This window comes from Chryseobacterium sp. CT-SW4 (genome assembly GCF_048572715.1).
Taxonomy (GTDB): Bacteria; Bacteroidota; Bacteroidia; order Flavobacteriales; family Weeksellaceae; genus Chryseobacterium.
Map to the genome: position 1 here is coordinate 359781 of NZ_CP183840.1, position 20219 is coordinate 379999.

A 20219-nucleotide genomic window follows, 5' to 3' on the forward strand; every position below is an offset into this window, starting at 1 on the left:
ATTTCTGAACTTCCAAATATAATAAAATATAAGAAGAATGATGCGGTATCTAAATCTTGTAAAATCAGGTTGTTGCGGATAGATGTACGATTTCCGGATTCCTGATGAGGTAACCTGTTTCATGAAAATTATAACTAATTTGTATATTTTTGTATCATAATTTATCATTATGAAAAGAGCCTTACTTTATTTTGCATTGGGAACAATTATTAGTTTTCTTATTAATTATTTCTTTCTGAGCAGCCAAAATATGGGGCTGGATTTATATTACGGAATCGCATTTGGTTTTGCCTGGGGATTGGCTTATTATTTAGATACACCTCAGTTTTCCCTGCCACAGAAGCTGGGCTTATCTTTTGTAGCGATGGGGCTATTGGTCCTGGTGGGCTTTTTTGTCTTTAACCTTGAACTGGCGATCCCTTCGCTTCTTAAATTTTCTACTGTATTCGTGGCCTATTACCTTATTGCGAGCTTTCGTACAAGTAAATCTTTAAGAAATTAATGGATCATAATAAAGCTGGTATATAACAGAATAAGCAGCATTATAGTTAATCCTATGGAATTGATTATAAAAAGCAGCATCCCTTTCAGAATACTTACTCTTTTTCTGGTTTCATATACACGATGGTGTGCGATGAAAAAATACAGGGACATATATATGAGCATTCCTGTATAAGCCAGAAATAAAATAAAACTTAAAAGAGAAAAGTCAGGAAGTAGAGCCGTGAGCCTTTCTGCCATTATAAAAATTAAGGTTCCCAATAATAAAAAGGAAAAGAAATGGAGCGTAAATATCCCGTGGTCGAAGTACCACCATCTTTTTTTATTGTGAAATAACCAGAGGAAGAAGGCAAATACGGGAAGATATACGAATAATGCTTTAGGAAGAGTATGAATGAACGTATCCCTGAATTTGTTAATTATTTCTTTTTTACTGAATCCATCTTCTCGAAGCTCAAACATTTTTTTAGCAAAAGGGCGGAAATAGCTGTAGAGTGGATTAGCTGTTTTGTTATAAAGCGAATCGTATTCTTTCAGATTACGGGCTCCCAGGATTAAAGAACTTTTATTGCTGAAAGTATTATCCAGCAAATCGTCATTTTCTCTGTTCTCAATAGAGTCATTTTTCTGAAGACTGTCAATTATTTTTTTGGTGTGTTGGGCGTTTTGGCTTGAGATCACGCCTTCTTTTTTGAGATTGTCAAGCGTTTTGGTTAAAGTTTCCTGCTGCACCTTTTTATTTTCTACGGTAGATTTTGGAGTATCCTCCTGGTCTTTATGCTGAGGAATCAATGCCGGAAGCAGAAAAGTAATGAAACTTACGAATATATAAAGCTTTACAGGAGCCACATACTGTTGTCTTTTCCCGGAAAGATATTCCCTGGTGAGCTTACCCGGAGAGAAGAGAAGGTAATTGATGGTTCTCCAGAACTGTCCGTCATAATGAGTAAAATCTTCTATAAAGTGAGTGAAAAGATAATGAAAAGGTTGTCTGGTCTCAATATTTTCCTGTCCGCAGTGGGGGCAAAATCTTTCGGGAACTTCATGTCCGCAGTTAAGACAGGTTTTATCTTCTCTAGTTTTTCCGTGGCTCATGGTTTTTAAGAATTTTTAACAAATATAATTATTTAAACTTTGAAAAAATATCCCCGGAAATAAATTTATAATTAAAAATAAAAAAGAGAAATAAAATAATAAATGTGGGGCTAAGTGGTTGATATAAAAAAAGAAAGAGTTGAGGGAACCAACTCTATCTTTTATCACCTGTGCTTTTAGAATCATCTAAAAATTTTCATCGTTAAGAGAATTTACAATATTTGTGCCAAGAATTATATTAAAATTTTCTTAAAAGCATTAAGGAAGTGTTGAAGTGTCTCTGATTAAGAAAATAAGTTTTCTGATTACAAAAATTATTTGTACCTTTGCACACCCTTAGAGGGCAAATTATGTTTAATTTTTAACTAAAACGTGTGAATACATTAAGTTACAAAACTGTTTCAGCGAACAAAGCTACTGCTAATAAAGAATGGGTTGTGGTAGACGCTGAAGGTCAACCGTTGGGAAGATTAGCTTCTCAGGTTGCAAAGATTTTGAGAGGTAAGCACAAAACAAACTTTACACCTCACGTAGATTGTGGTGATAACGTAATTGTTTTGAATGCTGGGAAAGTAACGCTTTCCGGAAACAAGTGGGCTGATAAGACTTATATCTGGCATACAGGATATCCTGGAGGACAGAAGTCTATGACTGCACAGGAACTTCAGAAAAAAGATTCTTTAAAAGTGTTGGAAAAATCTGTAAAAGGTATGCTTCCAAAAAACAAATTAGGATCTGCTTTGTTTAAAAACCTTTATTTATATGAAGGAAGTGAGCATAAGCACGAAGCTCAGCAGCCAAAAACAATTAATATTAACGAATTTAAATAATTAATATGTCTACAGTTCATAAAATAGGAAGAAGAAAAACTTCTGTAGCAAGAGTTTATGTAAAACCAGGTTCTGGGAACATTACAGTAAACGGTAAAGATGCTAAAGAATATTTTTCTACAGACGTGATGGTTTACAAAGTAAATCAACCATTTATCCTTACTGAAACTGCAGGTCAGTATGACGTTACCGTAAATGTTTTCGGTGGTGGTAATACAGGTCAGGCAGAAGCTATCAGATTAGGTATTTCAAGAGCTTTATGTGAAATCAATGCTGAATTCAGATTAGCATTAAAGCCAGTAGGTTTACTTACAAGAGATGCAAGAATGGTGGAAAGAAAGAAGCCAGGACAGAAAAAAGCAAGAAAGAGATTCCAATTCTCAAAACGTTAAAAAAGCGTATGGCTATTGGCTTATGGCGAATAGCTTTAGAAAATTTTTTAAAAAATTATTTTTTAACCCAATGCTGGAAGCCAATTGCCAAAAGCAAGACGCCCACAGCCACTTTGCCCGTTACGTTTAGCATCCAAACACTTCTCCCATCTAAAGAAGTTGTTGATTGTTTAAAAGACGGAAAGTAAACTAACAAAAAACAAAAACATGGCAAAAGCAAATGTAAAAGACCTTTTAGAGGCTGGTGTACACTTCGGTCACATGACAAGAAAGTGGAATCCAAATATGGCTCCATACATTTTTATGGAGAAAAATGGTATTCACATTGTAGACTTACATAAAACAGCAGTAAAATTGGACGAAGCTTGTGGTGCTTTGGAAAAGCTTACTTCTGCAGGTAAAAAAGTTCTGTTCGTTGCAACAAAAAAGCAAGCTAAAGAAGTTGTAGCTAAGCATGCATCAGAACTTAATATGCCTTATATTACAGAAAGATGGCCAGGAGGTATGTTAACAAACTTTGTTACGATCAGAAAGGCTGTTAAAAAAATGAACTCCATCGATAAAATGAAAAAAGATGGTACGTTCGAAACTTTATCTAAAAAAGAGAGACTTCAGGTAGACAGACAAAGAGCTAACCTTGAGAAGAACTTAGGTTCTATCGCGGACATGGTTCGTCTTCCTTCTGCAGTATTTGTAGTAGATATCTTAAGAGAGCACATCGCTGTTACTGAAGCTAAAAAACTAGGTATTCCTGTTTTCGGTATCGTAGATACAAACTCTGATCCTAGAAAAGTTGACTTCGTTATCCCAGGAAACGATGATGCTTCCAAATCTATTGATATGATTTTAAGCGTTGTTTCTGAAGCGATCAAAGAAGGTCAGTCTCAAAGAAAAGCTGATAAAGAAAAATCTAAAGAAGGAGAAAAAGTATCTGCTGAAACAGATGCTGACTTCGATGCAGAATAATTAAGATTTATTCTTATAAAAATAAAAACCGCTAGTAATAGCGGTTTTTTTATTTACTATAAAATATTTTAAATTAATTGGATAATGTAATCGAGGTTGAATTACTGATAAACTTGGTAGATTGATAATTGGAACGGCACACCGTCCCGGATAATTTATAATTCTGGTTTCTCGGTACCATCGCATAACCCATTTTACCGGCGCCGATAGGGATCTTCCTGAAAAAATTATTTCCGCTTATCGTAAGCACCATATTACATGAAGATTTGTTTTCTATATTGATGGAAGTCCGTGGATCATCCGTAGAATTGTTGAGCAGATCATTCAAAACCTCAGTAGTTTCAGGTTTATATGTTTTTAAAAGCTCATTATACTCCCTTTCCACGCTGGCTGCAGAGGTATTGCTGCTACCGGTACCGGATATTGTAGGGAAAGTCCTTCTTACAGGATAACGGGTGTTGTAATTTAAATTACAGCTGATAAGAAAAACAAAGGTACCTGAGAGGAGAATATATTTTTTCATCTAAAATATTTTATTTCGAATTTTAGTAGTTTCGGATATTATTTAAGAAGGTGAATTTAACGTAATCACAGTTCCTTTTATAATATTCTTCTGAGTTGCATAGTTAATAGAGCATACCTTACTTTCAACCTTATAGGTTCCCTTTTTAACCACCATAAAGTTTTCCTGACGGGAATTGACAGGAAGATTATAATTCTGTTCCCCTTTAAGCCTTACAATGAGGTTACAGTCCGTATTGTTTTGAAAAATAAAAACGGCATTTTGTTCATTGCTGTCCTGGCTGGATAATGTGGTCAGAAGGCTGGCTGTCCTGTTGTCATGGTCTACCGTTGTTTCTGCAATCAGCTTGTTGAATTCTTCCACTTCAGCAGGGTGAGTTCCTTTTTTTACTTCATTGGTGATGTCTGATACGACAGGTCTTGCGGCCATAGGCTTGGCATCTTTTGCTCCCTTGGTCCATGCCTGGTTTTTTAAAGAAATAAGTCTTAGCTCCAGAATATCTCTTTTAGGATCTTCCGGATGAGCCTTACTTAAATAGTCTTGAATGTCTTCTATACTTGTGCTTTTTAAAATGTGCTTCTTATTGTATTTTCTTTGAGCATCACAAAATCCGGAAAATAAAAGAAATAAAATAAGAAGAATGAGGGATTTTTTTTTCATTAGTGTATTCGAAATTTTATATAAGTTATGGTTTTTCCTTTTGCAGAGAACAGTTCTTCATAGTACGTCCTGATATCCCTTAAGTAAAGAGTGTCGGGGTCGTACTCTGGAGCACCGTAAATATCATGATGGGCAGTAATGATTTCAAGACCCATCCCTTGTAATAGTCCTAAAGTATAGCCATGTAAAAACTCGGAATCGGTTTTTAAATGAATAATTCCTCCGGGCTTTAAAAACTTTCTGTAACGTTCAAAAAAGTCAGGATGTGTCAATCTGTGTTTTGTTCTTTTGTATTTGATCTGGGGATCAGGGAAAGTGATCCAGATTTCATCAACTTCATTTTCAGCAAAAAAATGATCTACCAGTTCAATTTGGGTTCTCAAAAAAGCGACATTCTTCATATTATTTTGAACGGCTTCTTTCGCCCCAAACCAAAAACGGGCACCTTTTATATCAATACCGATAAAGTTTTTATCGGGAAATGCTTTGGCAAGTCCTACGGAATATTCTCCCTTTCCACAGCCTAATTCAAGAACAATAGGCTGTTCATTTTTAAAAAAATCAGTTCTCCATTTACCTTTTAATTCAAAACCGCTAAGAGCTTGTTCTCTAGTTGGTTGAATAACGTTTGGTAGCTCCTTGTTTTCGGCAAATCTTGCCAGTTTATTTTTACCCATGAGAATATTAAACTTCCTGGTGCAAAAATAGCAAAATTTAATTTATTTTGAGTCAGGAGGACCGCCAAGTGCAACCATAAGTGCCTTTTGAATGGTTTTTTGTGAGGCATACTGAGCACCGCAAACCAAGCTTGTAAATAGGTAATCACCTTTTTCAACAACAACAGAACTGCTGTTATGCGCGGGTACTGCTAAACGGTATTTGATATTACCTACCCCCTCCATTCTTACAATGATATTGCAGTCGGATTTATTTTCTATCAAAACAATACATTCTTTACTGGAAGGATCATTATCAAAAAGGGAATTTAAAATTTTTACAGTTTTGTTTTTATGCTCAATGGGTGAAACGGACATCAGCATATTGAACTCTTCAGCTTCGGCGTCCGGAATAGCTGCCGTGGCAGAGGTATTAACAACAAATGTATTTTGGGCATTACTCGGAGTAAAGTCGGCAGGAGCCTGCTTGGCCTCTAATTCTGCTTTATACCGGGCTATCTGCTTTTGTTTGATGATGGCGTTCATTTCATCAAAGGTGATCTTCGTGGAAGGTCTTTTTTTTAGCATGGCGAGCATTTCCTGCATGTCTTTTACCTTCTGATCAGCGGGATGGGCATTCTTGATGTACTCCCTCATCATTTCCATTACCCTTGGTTTTAATATCGACCTGCGCGGATCTTCGGGATGGGCATCTCTCAAAAAAGCATTGATTTCGTAGATGTTTTTACTACGCATGATATTATCATAGTTTTTCATCTTTTTTTGAGAAAAAAGACTGCAGAAAAATAGGAGACTAAAGAGCAAAACTGATTTTTTCATGTACTTATGATTAAGTTAAAAAAAATGGGAGTAGTTTTCTTCGTCTTGTGTTTTAAATATCACTTAAGCAAAAATGATGCAGTTTTTACTTATTCTAAAATAATAAATTTTTTATAACCTTATACCTATTTCTCTTTAAAATGAAAAATGCACCCGGCTGTAATGGCTCAGATGCATTTTTTTATATATGAATAATTGATTATTTTATTTCACAACCTCTTGAAGATGGGAGTTTTTAAGCCTTCTCTGATAGATAGGCAGATATTTTTCAATAGGTATTTTGACGGCTTCGAAATTTCCTGTCATGATATAAGGTTCTATATTCTCCGAAGAATAAACGAATTGAAGGAAATTATCAATAAGGTTTTCCGGTATTTTGAATTTTAGGAAATAATCTTTTCCTAAATAATTTTTTATCTGGGTAACGGAATTGTTCATTCTTTCATATGCTATATACCGCTGTTTTTTCTTTCTTTCCCCGGATAAAATATCATAAATACTTTCCAGGCTGAAAGTAAGACCTCCGTCTCTCAGTCCTGCTACAGGCAGTTCCGGTGGAGTTCCGTCTCCTTTCGGTTCAGGAAGGCCTATTACTTTTTTGATGGCAAGACCTTTGTCTTCTTTTTTAAGAGCAGTTACATCATACCTTAAGTTTCCGGTGGGTTTAAATCTGCTGATCACCACTTCCTGGATATCGTGATACGCTATTTTTAATTCTATTAAATTTCTTGCACCAAACATTTCGGGGGAAAGTTTCACATCTTTTCTTTCCGTAACGATAGAGGTAAAACGGATAATATCTCCCGGACTGGCCTGAATGCTATAGTTTCCATTATAATTGGTAAGTACGGTTTTTTGAGTATTAAGATTGGTTACATATACCTGGTTAAGATAAAGAACGGAATTATCTCTCAGAAATACCTCTCCGGAGTAAATTTGTGCATTGGCTTTAATCAGAAAAACCAAAAACAATAGCGTAATAAGTTTCTTCATATAATTGGGACAAAATTACATAGAATTAAATCATTTTATAATGAGGAATAACGAAAAACAGGTTAAAATTATATTAAACTTTTTCATAAAAGTGTTAATGAGTGTTATAGTATACTTTATAATCTTATAAATAAGGAATTTGATTCACATTATTTATCCCATAATCTGTCATTTCTGTGTTTTACTAAAAGCCAGCTCGTATACTTTACGGTAGTTGTAGTTCCGAATTCGGTCCAGTTTAAAAAATACCAGTAGGTAGCGGTAGGAACGGGTCTTCCATTGATGTTTCCGTCCCAGGTAAACCGGTTGGAAGGGGTTCCCCGGAAAACTTCGGCTCCATACCGGTCAAAGATCCTGAATTCGATATTTTCTTTGGTCATAAGGGCGGAATAGTCGATAACATCATTGGTTCCGTCTCCGTTTGGAGTAATTGTGTTGATCAGATTGATAATAACAAAAGGCCTTTGGATGACTTCACAATTTTTAGAGTCTCTTATATAAATGATATGGTTACCTCTTTCTACATTATAAAATATATTGGAGCTTTGCCAGGTAATGCCATCCAGGGAATATTCATAAGGCGGTGTGCCGCCGCTCACCCCTATGGTGACTGTTGTTCCGTTAATATCAATGGAAGTAATGGCAGGAAGGGGAGATTCGGTAACATTTACATTTTGTCTGTAAACACAGCCGTTAAAGGTAAGGTCTACCCAATAGCTTCCTACCGGGACATTGGATATGGAAGAAGTGGTTTCTCCGGTGCTCCATAGATAACTTTCAAAACCAGGTCCTGCATCCAGCGTGGTGGTAGCTTGGGCGCAGATCTCCTGGTCCACAAGAAGATCGGATTTTTTGGGAGCTTTGATCGTAATACTGATAGATGCTACTTCCGGACATATTCCACTTTTTTCAAATCTTAAATAAAAGATCTGAGTTCCGGTGATGTTAACCGGATTGTTAAGCGGCTGTATATCATTTTGAGCATCTGCCAGACTCCCATGATAGCTTACTGTTACATTCGGATCATTGGTAAACAGGTTGATATACTGTGATAAATCCACCTGTAAAATTCCGTCCAGATCACTGTCACAAAGACTTTGTATCACGGAGCTTTGGAGCAACGGAATTTTATTTCCAATACTGAAATTAAGCGGTTGAACCACCGTAGCACATCCATCTGGAGAATCCACCCTTATATAAATTGTAACCGGGGCATTGTAGCTCCAGTTATTGGGAAGTGTGTTGGCATTTCCTGCAGTGGCATCCGTAAGGGTTGCATAGTATCTTACGGAAGTAAAATAATTGGAATTGGTAAGAACCAGCGGAGTGATATTGGATAAAATAATATTGACAGTTCCATCAAGGTTATCGTCACAGAAAACCCCGTTATAGTTGTTTAGTACATTGGCTACCGGAAATAAGTTGAGTGTTATTTCCGCAATATTTTTACAGCCCAGATTGTTTTTTACAACGGCATATATGATGGTTCCGTTGGCAGCGGTATAAGAATCGGGAGAAGTAATAAGAGCAGCAGGATTTTCGGTTTGGGCATCAGCTAAGGTAGGATAGTAGGTGATCGTTACGGGAGATGTGTTGGTTACATTAGCCAAAGTTAAATTAAAAGTTCCCTGTCCGTTTATATCACAAGCGTTTAACGTAGTATTATTAGTGGTAAGGACCTGAATGTTAATCGTTACCGTTACCGTTTCACAATCGGGAAAATCAGGATCATTTCCGCAAAAAGTATAGGTGAAAGTATCTGTACCTGTTGTTCCGGGATTGGTAACGGTGTAAGTGATGACACCCGTTGCCGGATCTATACCAGCCGTTCCTGAAGTGGGAGGAGTGGTTATAGTTATAGTTGAAATTACAGGAGTCTGTGTAGAGCTGCTGAAAGAAGGGATGATAGTTTGTGTGGTACACACATCATAAGCTGCCGTACTTTGTTTGGTACAGTTTAAAACTTTGTAGGGTTCGGTAACCAGTGGAGCACAGCTTCCCATAGTTACGGAACACGTGTAATACCCCGATTGGGTGGGAGAATAAGAAGTTCCGGTGGCCCCGGGAATAAGAACTCCGTTTCGGTACCATTGGTAGGAATCATAGATGATAGGATCTACCGTAAGAATAATTCCGGGGGCACAGTCTCCTCCGGATTTTAAGATAACGGGCTGAGTGGGAAAACCCGCGAAAAAACCTCCGTAACCCACAGCATCACTTCCGGCATTTATTCCTGCGGTAATAGCTTTAGTGGAGACCACGGTAATAGTTCCGGTGACATTGGGTATTCCATAGGTAACCCAATTATTAGTTCCTGTCATAGTGTAAGGTCCTGTAATGGCGGGTGGAGTAGCACCGTTAACGGTGACTACGGCTCCGACTTCGGTGATCAGGTTTAATTTGGTAGGAATATTGAGAATACCGGTGGGATTATTATTAGAATAAACAAAGTTTTCATCAATAAATCCTAATTCATTGATCTGCTTCGGAAGGTAGCAGTTAAGAGCCGGAATAAAATTAAATCCTCCTGTAGCCACTTCATTTCCCACTGCCGAATCTCCGGCTAATATTTGATATACATAGGCATTTTGAGAGGTATTGATATATAAATTATAATGATCGTTTCCCTGCAGCTGGTATTTTGTATCGGGGATCATAAAATACTGTCCTGTATTAAGGGTAGCAAGCGGAACGGTTTCATTATTAACAAAGATCTGGGTATTATCTGCTGTGGCAATTACAAGGGCACCTTCCATGTGGGCTCCTATTCTTCCATTTCCTTTTACTAATGCAAACGTATTTCCCAGCTGATTAACGGGGACAGCCTGATCCATCAAAATATCCGAGCTGGTAGGGAAGTCTCCTGCATATTGGCCGTTAAAATTTCCGTTCGTAACGTTCACGGGCTTATTGGATATGATTTTGGCACCGATAAATCCGTCGAAATTTCCTGCAATATTCCCTATTCCGTCAATGATGTAGGACTGGCCTTTATTAAGAGTGAAGGTCATGACAGGATTGGTTGCTCCTGTTGTTCCGTTGGAAAACTGAACTGTATTTTTATACCCTGAAATAGTGACCGTTGTATTGTCTTCTGTGGCCAGCACACTCGTCATAAAATTCAGAATGGGATTGCTGACACTGATGGGAACAGTAGCTGTATAAAAGGTCGTTCCCGTAGAAGGGATCCCTTTGGAGGTAATAATTTCTGCGTGATTATAGACGGAGAATCTTAAATTGGCATAAAAAGGAAAGTCCGCTTTCAGGTAAAGACCTTTAGAGGTTGGGGTGAACAGGTCTGTCTGTTGGGTTGTTATGATATAATCTCTGAGGACATCGAATTTCTGAGGATTATTTTTACTGATAGAAACCGTTCCTATAAGGACATTGTTATTATAAATGCTTACCGGAAAAGAGGTAGTCCGGTTCGTAGATAAATATAAATTTTGATAAGGATTGGGATTCCCTGTTCTGTCTACCATGGGAGCAAACCAATGCTCTCTGTCTAGCTGGGCTAAAACAGTAGTGAAAATACAAAATATAAGAAAAAAGGATAAAGTTTTCTTCATCTATAACTTGATTTATCACAAATTTAATAATAAAAAGTGTTAAGGTGTTGAAAATAAATAAAAAACCACGATTATGTCTCGTGGTTTTTTAATGTTTGTTATAATGAATTGCTATTCTCGGTTTTTAACAAGGATCCAGCCGGTGTATTTTATAGCGGGCTTATTAGTTTTACCAGGCTCATTCCAGCTTATGTCATACCAGTAGTTTCCGGTAGGTACGTTTTTACTGTTTACGGTTCCGTTCCATCTGTATCCATTGTCTTTATTCCCCTGATGAAGCCTGTTTCCGTATCTGTCATAAATATTGAATACCAGATTAGGCTTATTGGCCAGTGAGGAATAATCAATAAAATCATTGATTCCATCTCCATTAGGAGTGATTACATTAACCAGATTCGGAACGGTGATGTCCACTGATATAGGGTCACAATCGTAAGCATCCTTTACATATACTCTTGCTTCTCCACGCGGAAGCTCATTAAAGACATTAGAGTCCTGCCAGTTGATATTATCTATTGAATATTGATAAGAAGGTGTTCCTCCTACTACATATACCGTAATATTATTAGTGGAAACTTCAATATTGGATATAACAGGCTGTTCGGAAGCATATACGCTTACTGTTTGTTTGGTAACGCATTCTCCTGTTTTAAGAAGAACCCAGTAAGTTCCTACTCCTACGTTTGAAATGGATTGGGTCGTTTCACCTGTACTCCACTCATATCCGTCAAATCCATCTCCCGCATCTAATGTTGTAGTATCTTCCATACAAATAATTTTATCCACCAGAACGGTAGATTTTACAGGAGCAAGTACTACTAATGTTACTTTAGCGATGCTGTAACATCCATTGGCATTGATGACTTTTACATATACCACCCCGTTTGGTGCTACATAGGCAGTAGGGTTTGTAATCTGGTTGGTTCCGTTTGCTGCATCGGTAGGTGAAGGATAGTATTCTTTTGTAATACCGGTTTCGGTGGTAACTCCTGCAACGGTTAAATTAAATAAAGCAGTAGCTACATTATCTTCAAGAAAACAAGATCTTAAGTTGGCATCATATACCTCAGGACTGGCGGAAACGGTAAGGTTTAAAGTAACTTCTTCGCAGTCGATAAATTCAGGAGCATTTCCACAGAATCTATAAACAATCGTGTCAGGTCCGAAATATCCAAAGTTAGGAACATACGTAATGACTCCGGTTGTAGGGTCAATAGTTGCAGTTCCGTTAGCAGGCTGGGTAATTATGGTTACGGTACCCGGTACCGGTGTTTGGGTAGAGTTGCTGAAAGTAGGGACAATGGTTTGATATCCCTCACATACGGTCATATCGCTGGTAGTTTCCTGAAGACAGGTAAATACTTTATAAACCGGAGTTTCTGCCGGAGGGCAGGATCCTATGGTAATTCTTACGGTATAATCACCTGCTATGGTTGGAGTATATGAGTTGGATGTAGCTCCTGCGATAGGGTTTCCGTTTAAGAACCACTGGTAGGTATCATAGCTGTCATCTACTTCCAGTACAAGTCCCGGAATACAATCTCCGGACTGTTTTGCGATAAGTGGAATTGAAGAGAATCCTGCAAAATACCCTCCGTATCCTGCTGAGCTATATCCTCCGTTTACTCCTGCTGTTACGGCTTTTGTAGACGTGACAGTAACATTTCCTGTAATTCCCGGTACGGCATAGGTTACCCATTGAGCGTTTCCGGTGAGCGGATAAGGACCTTGGGAAGCCGGAGGTGTTACTCCGTTTACTGTTACGGCAGCACCTGCTTCCGTAAGGATATTAAGTTTTAAAGTAATCGTAGAGGTAATCCCTGGCATTTCATTAATTTTCCCGATCTCATCAATTTTTCTGGGTAAGAAACAGTTTAACGGCGGTATGTAATTATACCCACCGGTGTTTGTATTGGATGAAGTATTAGCTCCTATCAACTGGTACAGGTATACGTTTTTCGTGGTTCGGACATAAATATTGTAATGTCCGCTGTTGTTCTGGTTAACGTACGCATTATCCATAATTCTGTAAAACTCTCCTTCATTAATGGTGGCAATAGGAAGAGTGGCGTCATTAAGATAAATATCCGTATTATTTTCGGTACCGATGATAATTCCTCCTTCCATATCATACGAATTGGCGGGAGATACACTTCTTACCATGGCAAATTCATTACCGAGACGGTCCACTGGTACGGCCTGGTCCATGATGAGGTCGGATCCGGATGTCGTATTTCCGGTGGCATACATTCCGTTTGAGTTTCCGTTAGTAACCGAAATAGGTTTGTCGGAAACAATTTTAGTGCCTATGAAACCTGTTTGATTGGGCTGTACATTTCCTAATCCTGCCAGTATATAAGACTGTCCTTTATTCAACGTGAAAGTCATGGTCAGTGGAGGAGTGGTAAGATTTACGAACTGAACATTCGGATCGTAGCCGGAAACAGTGACCGTCGTATTGTCTTCTGTTGCCAATATACCGGTTGTAAAGTTCATGGAGCTGGAGCTGTAAGTAATAGGGGCAGCAGCAGCATAGAAAGTGGTTCCGATTCCTGCTTTACCTTTGGATGTAATGATTTCCCCATGGGAACTTACGGCAGCTCTTAGAGATACAAAATAAGGTCTTTCCCCTTTGGTGTACACACCTAAGTTAGTAGGAGTTGCAGCACTGGAAGAACTGTTTGTTCTTATATATTGAGTTCCCAGTGAATAGGTCTGAGGTGCATTTTTACTTATGGTTACGGATCCTATTTCAATATTATTGCTATAAATTTTGACTTCAAAAGGAGTGGTGGAGTCAGTGGAGAAATAAAGCATATGATTGTAGCTGGATGAAGAGCTGTCATAATAAGGAGCGAACCAATGGTCGGTATCTCTTTGGGCAAAGAGACTACTTAAAGTTGTGAAAATTAATACAAACGTGAGTAGAAATCTTTTCATAGATATGGGAATTAGGATTTTTGCAAAAATACTAGAATATTTTATATGTATTTAAAATATTTTAAAAAAAATGAATATAGTTATGAAAAATATACAATTTTAAGATAATGATTCTGAGATGTATATTTTAATAATATATTTTCCTAATTTTTAAATAGTTTGAAACTTTATTTTTTTAGCTTTTACATCTGATCTTTTTTTATTCTCTGTTTTTAACCAGTATCCATCCTGTATATTTAATAGGGGTTTTATCCTGATTAGGTTCGTTCCAGTTGATATGGAACCAATAGGTGCCTGTAGGCAGTTTTTTTCCCTGATGTTTCCCATCCCAGGTGTAGTTGTTAAACTTATTTCCTGTGAAAACTTTATTGCCATACCTGTCGTATACTACAAACGAGAGATTTCCTTTGTAAGAGAGCGCACTGTAATCTATATAATCATTGATGTTGTCTCCGTTCGGAGTGATGGCGTTCAGTAGATTAGGGACGGTTACTTCTACCGATACAGGCGTACAGTTGTACTCGTCTTTTACATAGAAGGTATGCTGTCCTCTGCTTAAATCCGTAAATACATTGGAGTCCTGCCAGTTGGTTATCCCATCCACTGCATATTGATACTGAGGTGTCCCTCCGTTCACGATTACGGTGGCTGTATTATTTGAAATTTGTATCTCGCTGATTACCGGGTCTGCAGGTTTCATCACTTTTACCACCTGTGTCAAGAAGCAGCCGTCTTTTTCGAGGATCACGGTGTATTCTCCCACACCCACTCCGCTGATGGATGAAGTTGTGGCTCCCGTATTCCATTGATAGGAATCATAATCGGGTCCGGCATCTAATGTAGTTCTGTCATCGATACAGATATATTGGTCTACCAGTAATGGTGATTTTTTAATAGGTTTAGCGATCAGTTCAATTTTTGCATCTGCTGTACAGCCTTCATTGGTAGTCACTTTTACGTAAACAAAACCACCTGTGGATCCATAATTTGTTGGATTGGTAATTTCATTGGTTCCGGCATTAAGGTCTGCCAAAGTAGGATAGAACTTTTTAATGGCTAGAGGATTGTTTACAATATCGGCCGTAGTAAGATCAAAATAAGCCTGATCTTCAAACTGACATGCTTCCATTACGGTATCTGATATGGTGAATGGAACAACGGTTAAATTTAAAGTAACTTTTTCACAGTCAATAAACTCGGTAGCATTTCCGCAGAATTGATATACTATGGTATCTGAACCTAAGAAACCAGGATTAGGCACATAGGTGATTACTCCTGTATTGGGATTAATTGTTGCGGTTCCGTTGGTAGGTTGGGTAAGTATGGTTACCGTGCTTGGAAGTGGCGTCTGTGAAGATGATGTAAAGGTTGGAGTGATTGTTTGGATGTTATCACAGACAGTTAACGTTGAGGTAGTTTCTAAAGGACACGAAAATACTTTATAAACAGGTGAGGTGAGGGGAGAGCAAGTGCCCGAAGATACTTTTACGGTATAGTTGCCTATCTGGGTAGGAATATAAGTGCTTGTAGTAGCTCCTGAGATGAGATTTCCATTTAAATACCATTGATAAGTGTCAAAGTCGTCATTCACTTCCAGCTCAATTCCGGGTAAGCAATCTCCGGTTTTTTTTTCAATAACGGGAGTAAAGGGTGCGTCAAAATAATAACCGCTGTAGCCAGCTCTTGCAAGTTGTCCAAATCCTCCTGTTATACCAAAAGATAAAGCTTTGGTAGAGGTTATTGTTGTATTTCCTGTAACGCCCTGGGAATAGCTGTATTCATAAGTTTCCCACTGGGAATTTCCTGCGAGGGGATAAGGTCCCTGTGGAGTAATGCCGTTTGCAGTGACGGTTGCTCCTGCTTCTGTAACGATGATAAGTTTGTACTGATTGGGAAGAAATATAGTGGGCATATAATTGATCTCACCAATCTCATCTATTTTTTTAGGAAGATAACAATTCAGCGGGGGAATATAGCTGAATGATCCCGTCCCTTCATTTCCGGTTCTCTGTGAACCTGACAACTGATACAAATATGCATTTTTAGATGTTCGTATATACATATTGTAATGTGTAGTGTTGTTAGGATTTACAAAAGAATTATCCATAATTCTGTAAAACTCACCTTCATTGATTGTGGTGACGGGAGTTGGTGAGCCATTAAGATAGATATCCGTATTATTCTCTGTGGCAACGATTATTCCACCTTCCATATTATTAAGGCGGGAAGCTGTTAAGCCCCTTACAAGAGCAAATTCATTTCCTAAATGTTCTACAGGAACAGATTGATCCATAGTGATATCTTCAGTAGCGGAAAGGGATGTTATATTGGTTGCGTGGGTGCCGTTTGAATTCCCGTTCATTACGGAAACGGGTTTGCTGGATTCTATCTTGGCGCCTATAAAGCCGGTTTGGTTGGCCTGTATATTTCCTGTGCCGGCCAATATATAGGATTGCCCTTTATTTAAAGTAAATGTTATGGAAGCGGGAGGATTGGGAAGGTTAATAAATTGAATATTGGAATTATACCCGGAAACTGTAACGGTTGTGTTATCTTCAGTAGCTAATATTCCTGTAGTAAAATTGAAAAAGGATGAGCTGTAAGTAATGGGAGCGGAGACCGCATAAAACTTGGTTCCGGTGCCATATCTTCCTTTGGAAGTGACGATCTCACCATTTAAACTATCGGTCATCTTCATAGAAACATAATAAGGTTTTTCACCTTTTGTGTAAACTCCTAAAGTTGTGGGAGCAGCGGCGGTTGCCTGGTTTACGATATTGGGTCTGATGTATTGTTCGTTTAATACAAATCTTTGTGGATTTCCTTTGCTTATGGTTACGGAACCGATTTCTATATTATTATTATAAATTTTGACTTCAAACGGAGTGATAGAATCAGTAGAAAAAGTAAGAAGGTGATAGTAGCCACTAATTGTTGGGATTTTGGAAGAATCAAAATAAGGAGCAAACCAATGTTCGGTATCTTTTTGTGCAAAAAGTTGGCTGATCGAAAAAAAGATTAATAATAAGCTAATAGAAAAACTTTTCATACCCATCAAATATTTATGCGAAAGTAATATAATGATTAGGTGTAGTGCTTTATATAACTCTGTTTTTTATGGGTGATAGTACCTGTTAAGTATATTAAAGTATCTGTTTTGTTGTTATTTATATGAAATAGTAATTATTAAAAAAGATCTGTTTTTAATTAGGTGTATTTAATGAATTATTTATTGTGTTTTTATAATTAAAGGAGCTATTCCGAAAATTGAAATAGCTCCTTTTTTATATGGAATCTCTTTTTATTCTCTGTTTTTAACCAGTATCCATCCTGTATATTTAATAGGGGTTTTATCCTGATTGGGTTCGTTCCAGTTGATATGGAACCAATAGGTGCCTGTAGGCAGTTTTTTTCCCTGATGTTTCCCATCCCAGGTGTAGTTGTTAAACTTATTTCCTGTGAAAACTTTATTGCCATACCTGTCGTATACTACAAACGAGAGATTTCCTTTGTAAGAGAGCGCACTGTAATCTATATAATCATTGATGTTGTCTCCGTTCGGAGTGATGGCGTTCAGTAGATTAGGGACGGTTACTTCTACCGATACAGGCGTACAGTTGTACTCGTCTTTTACATAGAAGGTATGCTGTCCTCTGCTTAAATCCGTAAATACATTGGAGTCCTGCCAGTTGGTTATCCCATCCACTGCATATTGATACTGAGGTGTCCCTCCGTTCACGATTACGGTGGCTGTATTATTTGAAATTTGTATCTCGCTGATTACGGGATCTGCAGGTTTCATCACTTTTACCACCTGTGTCAGGAAGCAGCCGTCTTTTTCGAGGATCACGGTGTATTCTCCCACACCCACTCCGCTGATGGATGAAGTTGTGGCTCCCGTATTCCATTGATAGGAATCATAATCAGGTCCGGCATCTAATGTAGTTCTGTCATCGATACAGATATATTGGTCTACCAATAATGGTGATTTTTTAATAGGTTTAGCGATCAGTTCAATTTTTGCATCTGCTGTACAGCCTTCATTGGTAGTCACTTTTACGTAAACAAAACCACCTGTGGAACCATAATTTGTTGGATTGGTAATTTCATTGGTTCCGGCGTTAAGGTCTGCCAAAGTAGGATAGAACTTTTTAATGGCTAGAGGATTGTTTACAATATCGGCCGTAGTAAGATCAAAATAAGCCTGATCTTCAAACTGGCATGCTTCCATTACGGTATCTGATATGGTGAATGGAACAACGGTTAAATTTAAAGTAACTTTTTCACAGTCAATAAACTCGGTAGCATTTCCACAGAATTGATATACTATGGTATCTGAACCTAAGAAACCAGGATTAGGCACATAGGTGATTACTCCTGTGTTGGGATTAATTGTTGCGGTTCCGTTGGTAGGTTGGGTAAGTATGGTTACCGTGCTTGGAAGTGGCGTCTGTGAAGATGATGTAAAGGTTGGGGTGATGGTTTTTGTTGCGCAGGCATTTAATGAAGCTGTGGTTTCTGCCAGGCAGGTATATACTTTGTATACCGGGGTCGTTACGGCAGGGCATGTTCCCATGGTTACTTTTACGGTATAGTTTCCGGATTGGGTAGGTGTGTAGGTGTTGGATGTTGCCCCGGAAATCGGATTTCCATTTAAATACCATTGATAGGTTTCATAACTGTCATCTACTTCCAATACAATACCCGGGACACAATCTCCTGTTTGTTTCGCAATAACGGGAACGGATGAGAAACCGGCAAAATAACCTCCGTATCCTACCACTCCACTTCCTCCCGCAATACCTGCAGTAACGGCTTTAGTGGAAGTTACGGTTACATTTCCTGTGATATTGGGAATGGAATAAGATACCCATGCTGCGGTTCCTGTAACTGGGTATGGACCTTCTGTTGCGGCAGGGGCGATTCCGTTTACGGTAACGGCTGCTCCGGCTTCTGTTAATATATTGAGTTTTACCTGATTGGTGGTAGGAGGCAGGATGTTGATCATCCCTATCTCATCAATTTTTCGGGGTAAAAAACAGTTTAATGGCGGAATATAATTAAATCCAATCGTGGCATTGCTATTGGCAACCCCGGCAAGTAGCTGGTAAACATATACATTTTTGGATGTTTTGATGTACATATTGTAGTGCCCGTTACCCTGATCTATATAATTAGTGTTTTGAAGTTCGTTTACTCTGTAGGATTGGCCTTCATTAAGGGTGGCTACTACGGGTCCTCCGTTAACGGATACTTCCGTATTGTTTTCTGTAGCTACAATCAATGCGTCTTCCATTCTTACACTGATGTTTCCATTACCTTTTACCAGAACGAATTCATTACCAAGTCTTTCTATAGGAACGGACTGGTCCATAATGATGTCGGCACCTGAAGAGCTGGTTAAGGAAAACTGACCGTTAAAATTTCCATTGGTAACGGAAACAGGTTTGTCGGCTACTATTTTGGCACCGATAAAACCTTTGAAGTTTCCACTTATGTTTCCGATTCCCTCGATGATGTATGATTTGCCTTTATTTAAAGTGAAGGTCATCGTGGGCGTTGTGGTTCCGGTGGTTCCGTTGGAAAATGAAACGGTAGGAGAGTAGCCTGATACAGTGACTGTGGTATTGTCTTCAGTCGCTAAAATCCCTGTGGTAAAATTATATAATGAGCTTGATTGTTCGATAGGGGAGACCACTGCGTAAAAAGTGGTTCCTATTCCTGCTTTTCCCTTAGATGTTAATATTTCTCCGTGGCTGGGAGTGGAAAATCGGAATGTTGCAAAATAAGGCTTTGAGCCTTTGGTGTATAAACCCTTGGTACTTGTAGTAAATAATTCTGCCTGTGTCGTTGCAATAATGTTTCCGTATGGAACAGGATATACCTGAGGGCTTCCTTTACTTATTGTAACAGTCCCGAGTAAAACGCCGTCATTATATATTTCTACCGGGAAAGGCGTTACCGAATCCGTAGAAAAATAAAGTGCGTTATGAGCACTGCTGCTGCTGCTTCCTCCATATCGGTTCATCATGGGAGCAAACCAGTGCTCTGTATCTCTTTGGGCGAAAAGCGTATTAACTGTTAAAAAAACTAATACTAGACTAAGTAGAAATCTTTTCATATAGATGGGAATTAGGATTTCTACAAAAATATAATAATATTTTAAATATTGTTAATGAATTTTAAATAAAAATTAAAATATGATTTTATATTGATTGGTAAATATTGTGATGCATACGAAAGTTATAATTATT

At 38.1% G+C, this 20219-nt stretch carries 14 protein-coding genes; 4 read left to right on the forward strand and 10 right to left on the reverse strand.

The features are described 5' to 3' along the window. The first annotated feature begins 169 nt into the window (after positions 1 to 169). Complete coding sequence (locus ABJ974_RS01610; protein WP_419869649.1) at positions 170 to 502, forward strand: hypothetical protein; 333 nt, start codon at positions 170 to 172, stop codon at positions 500 to 502. Here ABJ974_RS01610 and ABJ974_RS01615 read toward each other — a convergent pair. Then, positions 499 to 1596, reverse strand: a complete 1098-nt coding sequence (locus tag ABJ974_RS01615; protein WP_419869650.1) for a DUF3667 domain-containing protein — start codon at positions 1594 to 1596, stop codon at positions 499 to 501. The two genes, ABJ974_RS01610 and ABJ974_RS01615, sit on opposite strands and share 4 nt — an antisense overlap. Positions 1597 to 1970: 374 nt before the next feature. Between ABJ974_RS01615 and rplM the strand changes: the two genes are divergently transcribed. From rplM to rpsB, 3 genes are all read left to right on the forward strand, one after another. Then, positions 1971 to 2426: a 50S ribosomal protein L13 gene (rplM, locus tag ABJ974_RS01620; RefSeq protein ID WP_419869651.1), complete on the forward strand. Its 456-nt coding sequence runs from the start codon at positions 1971 to 1973 to the stop codon at positions 2424 to 2426. A 5-nt stretch (positions 2427 to 2431) separates the two neighbouring features. Further along, on the forward strand, positions 2432 to 2818 hold the full coding sequence (gene rpsI / locus ABJ974_RS01625) for a 30S ribosomal protein S9 (protein ID WP_292010037.1): 387 nt from the start codon (positions 2432 to 2434) through the stop codon (positions 2816 to 2818). 207 nt (positions 2819 to 3025) lie between these two features. Then, positions 3026 to 3784 (forward strand): 30S ribosomal protein S2, encoded by a 759-nt coding sequence (rpsB, locus tag ABJ974_RS01630; protein ID WP_419869652.1) that lies wholly within the window; start codon positions 3026 to 3028, stop codon positions 3782 to 3784. A 73-nt stretch (positions 3785 to 3857) separates the two neighbouring features. Here rpsB and ABJ974_RS01635 read toward each other — a convergent pair whose 3' ends face one another. The 9 genes from ABJ974_RS01635 to ABJ974_RS01675 all read right to left on the reverse strand — a co-directional run bounded on the left by ABJ974_RS01635 (position 3858) and on the right by ABJ974_RS01675 (position 20086). Next, positions 3858 to 4307: a DUF6759 domain-containing protein gene (locus ABJ974_RS01635; protein ID WP_419869653.1), complete on the reverse strand. Its 450-nt coding sequence runs from the start codon at positions 4305 to 4307 to the stop codon at positions 3858 to 3860. Between the two features lie 42 nt (positions 4308 to 4349). Further along, entirely contained in the window at positions 4350 to 4967 is a 618-nt protein-coding gene (locus ABJ974_RS01640) for a DUF6759 domain-containing protein (RefSeq protein WP_419869654.1), read from the reverse strand. Next, the gene (trmB, locus tag ABJ974_RS01645) at positions 4967 to 5644 is read right to left on the reverse strand and encodes a tRNA (guanosine(46)-N7)-methyltransferase TrmB (protein ID WP_419869655.1); all 678 of its coding nucleotides are present in this window, start codon (positions 5642 to 5644) and stop codon (positions 4967 to 4969) included. Before trmB ends, ABJ974_RS01640 begins: the two co-directional genes overlap by 1 nt. A gap of 42 nt (positions 5645 to 5686) precedes the next feature. Beyond that, positions 5687 to 6400, reverse strand: coding sequence for a DUF6759 domain-containing protein (locus ABJ974_RS01650; RefSeq protein ID WP_419869656.1), 714 nt, complete (start codon positions 6398 to 6400; stop codon positions 5687 to 5689). Between the two features lie 267 nt (positions 6401 to 6667). Continuing rightward, a complete protein-coding gene (locus ABJ974_RS01655; RefSeq protein WP_419869657.1) occupies positions 6668 to 7456 on the reverse strand; it encodes a hypothetical protein in 789 nt (262 codons plus the stop codon). Between the two features lie 149 nt (positions 7457 to 7605). After that, entirely contained in the window at positions 7606 to 11025 is a 3420-nt protein-coding gene (locus ABJ974_RS01660) for a T9SS type B sorting domain-containing protein (RefSeq protein WP_419869658.1), read from the reverse strand. A gap of 111 nt (positions 11026 to 11136) precedes the next feature. After that, positions 11137 to 13965 (reverse strand): T9SS type B sorting domain-containing protein, encoded by a 2829-nt coding sequence (locus tag ABJ974_RS01665; protein ID WP_419869659.1) that lies wholly within the window; start codon positions 13963 to 13965, stop codon positions 11137 to 11139. A 199-nt stretch (positions 13966 to 14164) separates the two neighbouring features. Then, positions 14165 to 17014, reverse strand: a complete 2850-nt coding sequence (locus ABJ974_RS01670) for a T9SS type B sorting domain-containing protein (RefSeq protein WP_419869660.1) — start codon at positions 17012 to 17014, stop codon at positions 14165 to 14167. Between the two features lie 252 nt (positions 17015 to 17266). Next, a complete protein-coding gene (locus ABJ974_RS01675) occupies positions 17267 to 20086 on the reverse strand; it encodes a T9SS type B sorting domain-containing protein (protein WP_419869661.1) in 2820 nt (939 codons plus the stop codon). Between the last annotated feature and the right edge of the window lie 133 nt (positions 20087 to 20219).

Excerpts from the sequence above, each read along its gene's own strand:
- ABJ974_RS01610 (WP_419869649.1), top strand. The coding sequence starts at position 170 with ATGAAAAGAGCCTTACTTTATTTTGCATTGGGAACAATTATTAGTTTT.
- ABJ974_RS01615 (WP_419869650.1), bottom strand. The coding sequence starts at position 1,596 with ATGAGCCACGGAAAAACTAGAGAAGATAAAACCTGTCTTAACTGCGGA.
- rpsI (WP_292010037.1), top strand. The coding sequence starts at position 2,432 with ATGTCTACAGTTCATAAAATAGGAAGAAGAAAAACTTCTGTAGCAAGA.
- rpsB (WP_419869652.1), top strand. The coding sequence starts at position 3,026 with ATGGCAAAAGCAAATGTAAAAGACCTTTTAGAGGCTGGTGTACACTTC.
- ABJ974_RS01635 (WP_419869653.1), bottom strand. The coding sequence starts at position 4,307 with ATGAAAAAATATATTCTCCTCTCAGGTACCTTTGTTTTTCTTATCAGC.
- ABJ974_RS01640 (WP_419869654.1), bottom strand. The coding sequence starts at position 4,967 with ATGAAAAAAAAATCCCTCATTCTTCTTATTTTATTTCTTTTATTTTCC.
- trmB (WP_419869655.1), bottom strand. The coding sequence starts at position 5,644 with ATGGGTAAAAATAAACTGGCAAGATTTGCCGAAAACAAGGAGCTACCA.
- ABJ974_RS01650 (WP_419869656.1), bottom strand. The coding sequence starts at position 6,400 with ATGAAAAACTATGATAATATCATGCGTAGTAAAAACATCTACGAAATC.
- ABJ974_RS01655 (WP_419869657.1), bottom strand. The coding sequence starts at position 7,456 with ATGAAGAAACTTATTACGCTATTGTTTTTGGTTTTTCTGATTAAAGCC.
- ABJ974_RS01660 (WP_419869658.1), bottom strand. The coding sequence starts at position 11,025 with ATGAAGAAAACTTTATCCTTTTTTCTTATATTTTGTATTTTCACTACT.
- ABJ974_RS01665 (WP_419869659.1), bottom strand. The coding sequence starts at position 13,965 with ATGAAAAGATTTCTACTCACGTTTGTATTAATTTTCACAACTTTAAGT.
- ABJ974_RS01670 (WP_419869660.1), bottom strand. The coding sequence starts at position 17,014 with ATGAAAAGTTTTTCTATTAGCTTATTATTAATCTTTTTTTCGATCAGC.
- ABJ974_RS01675 (WP_419869661.1), bottom strand. The coding sequence starts at position 20,086 with ATGAAAAGATTTCTACTTAGTCTAGTATTAGTTTTTTTAACAGTTAAT.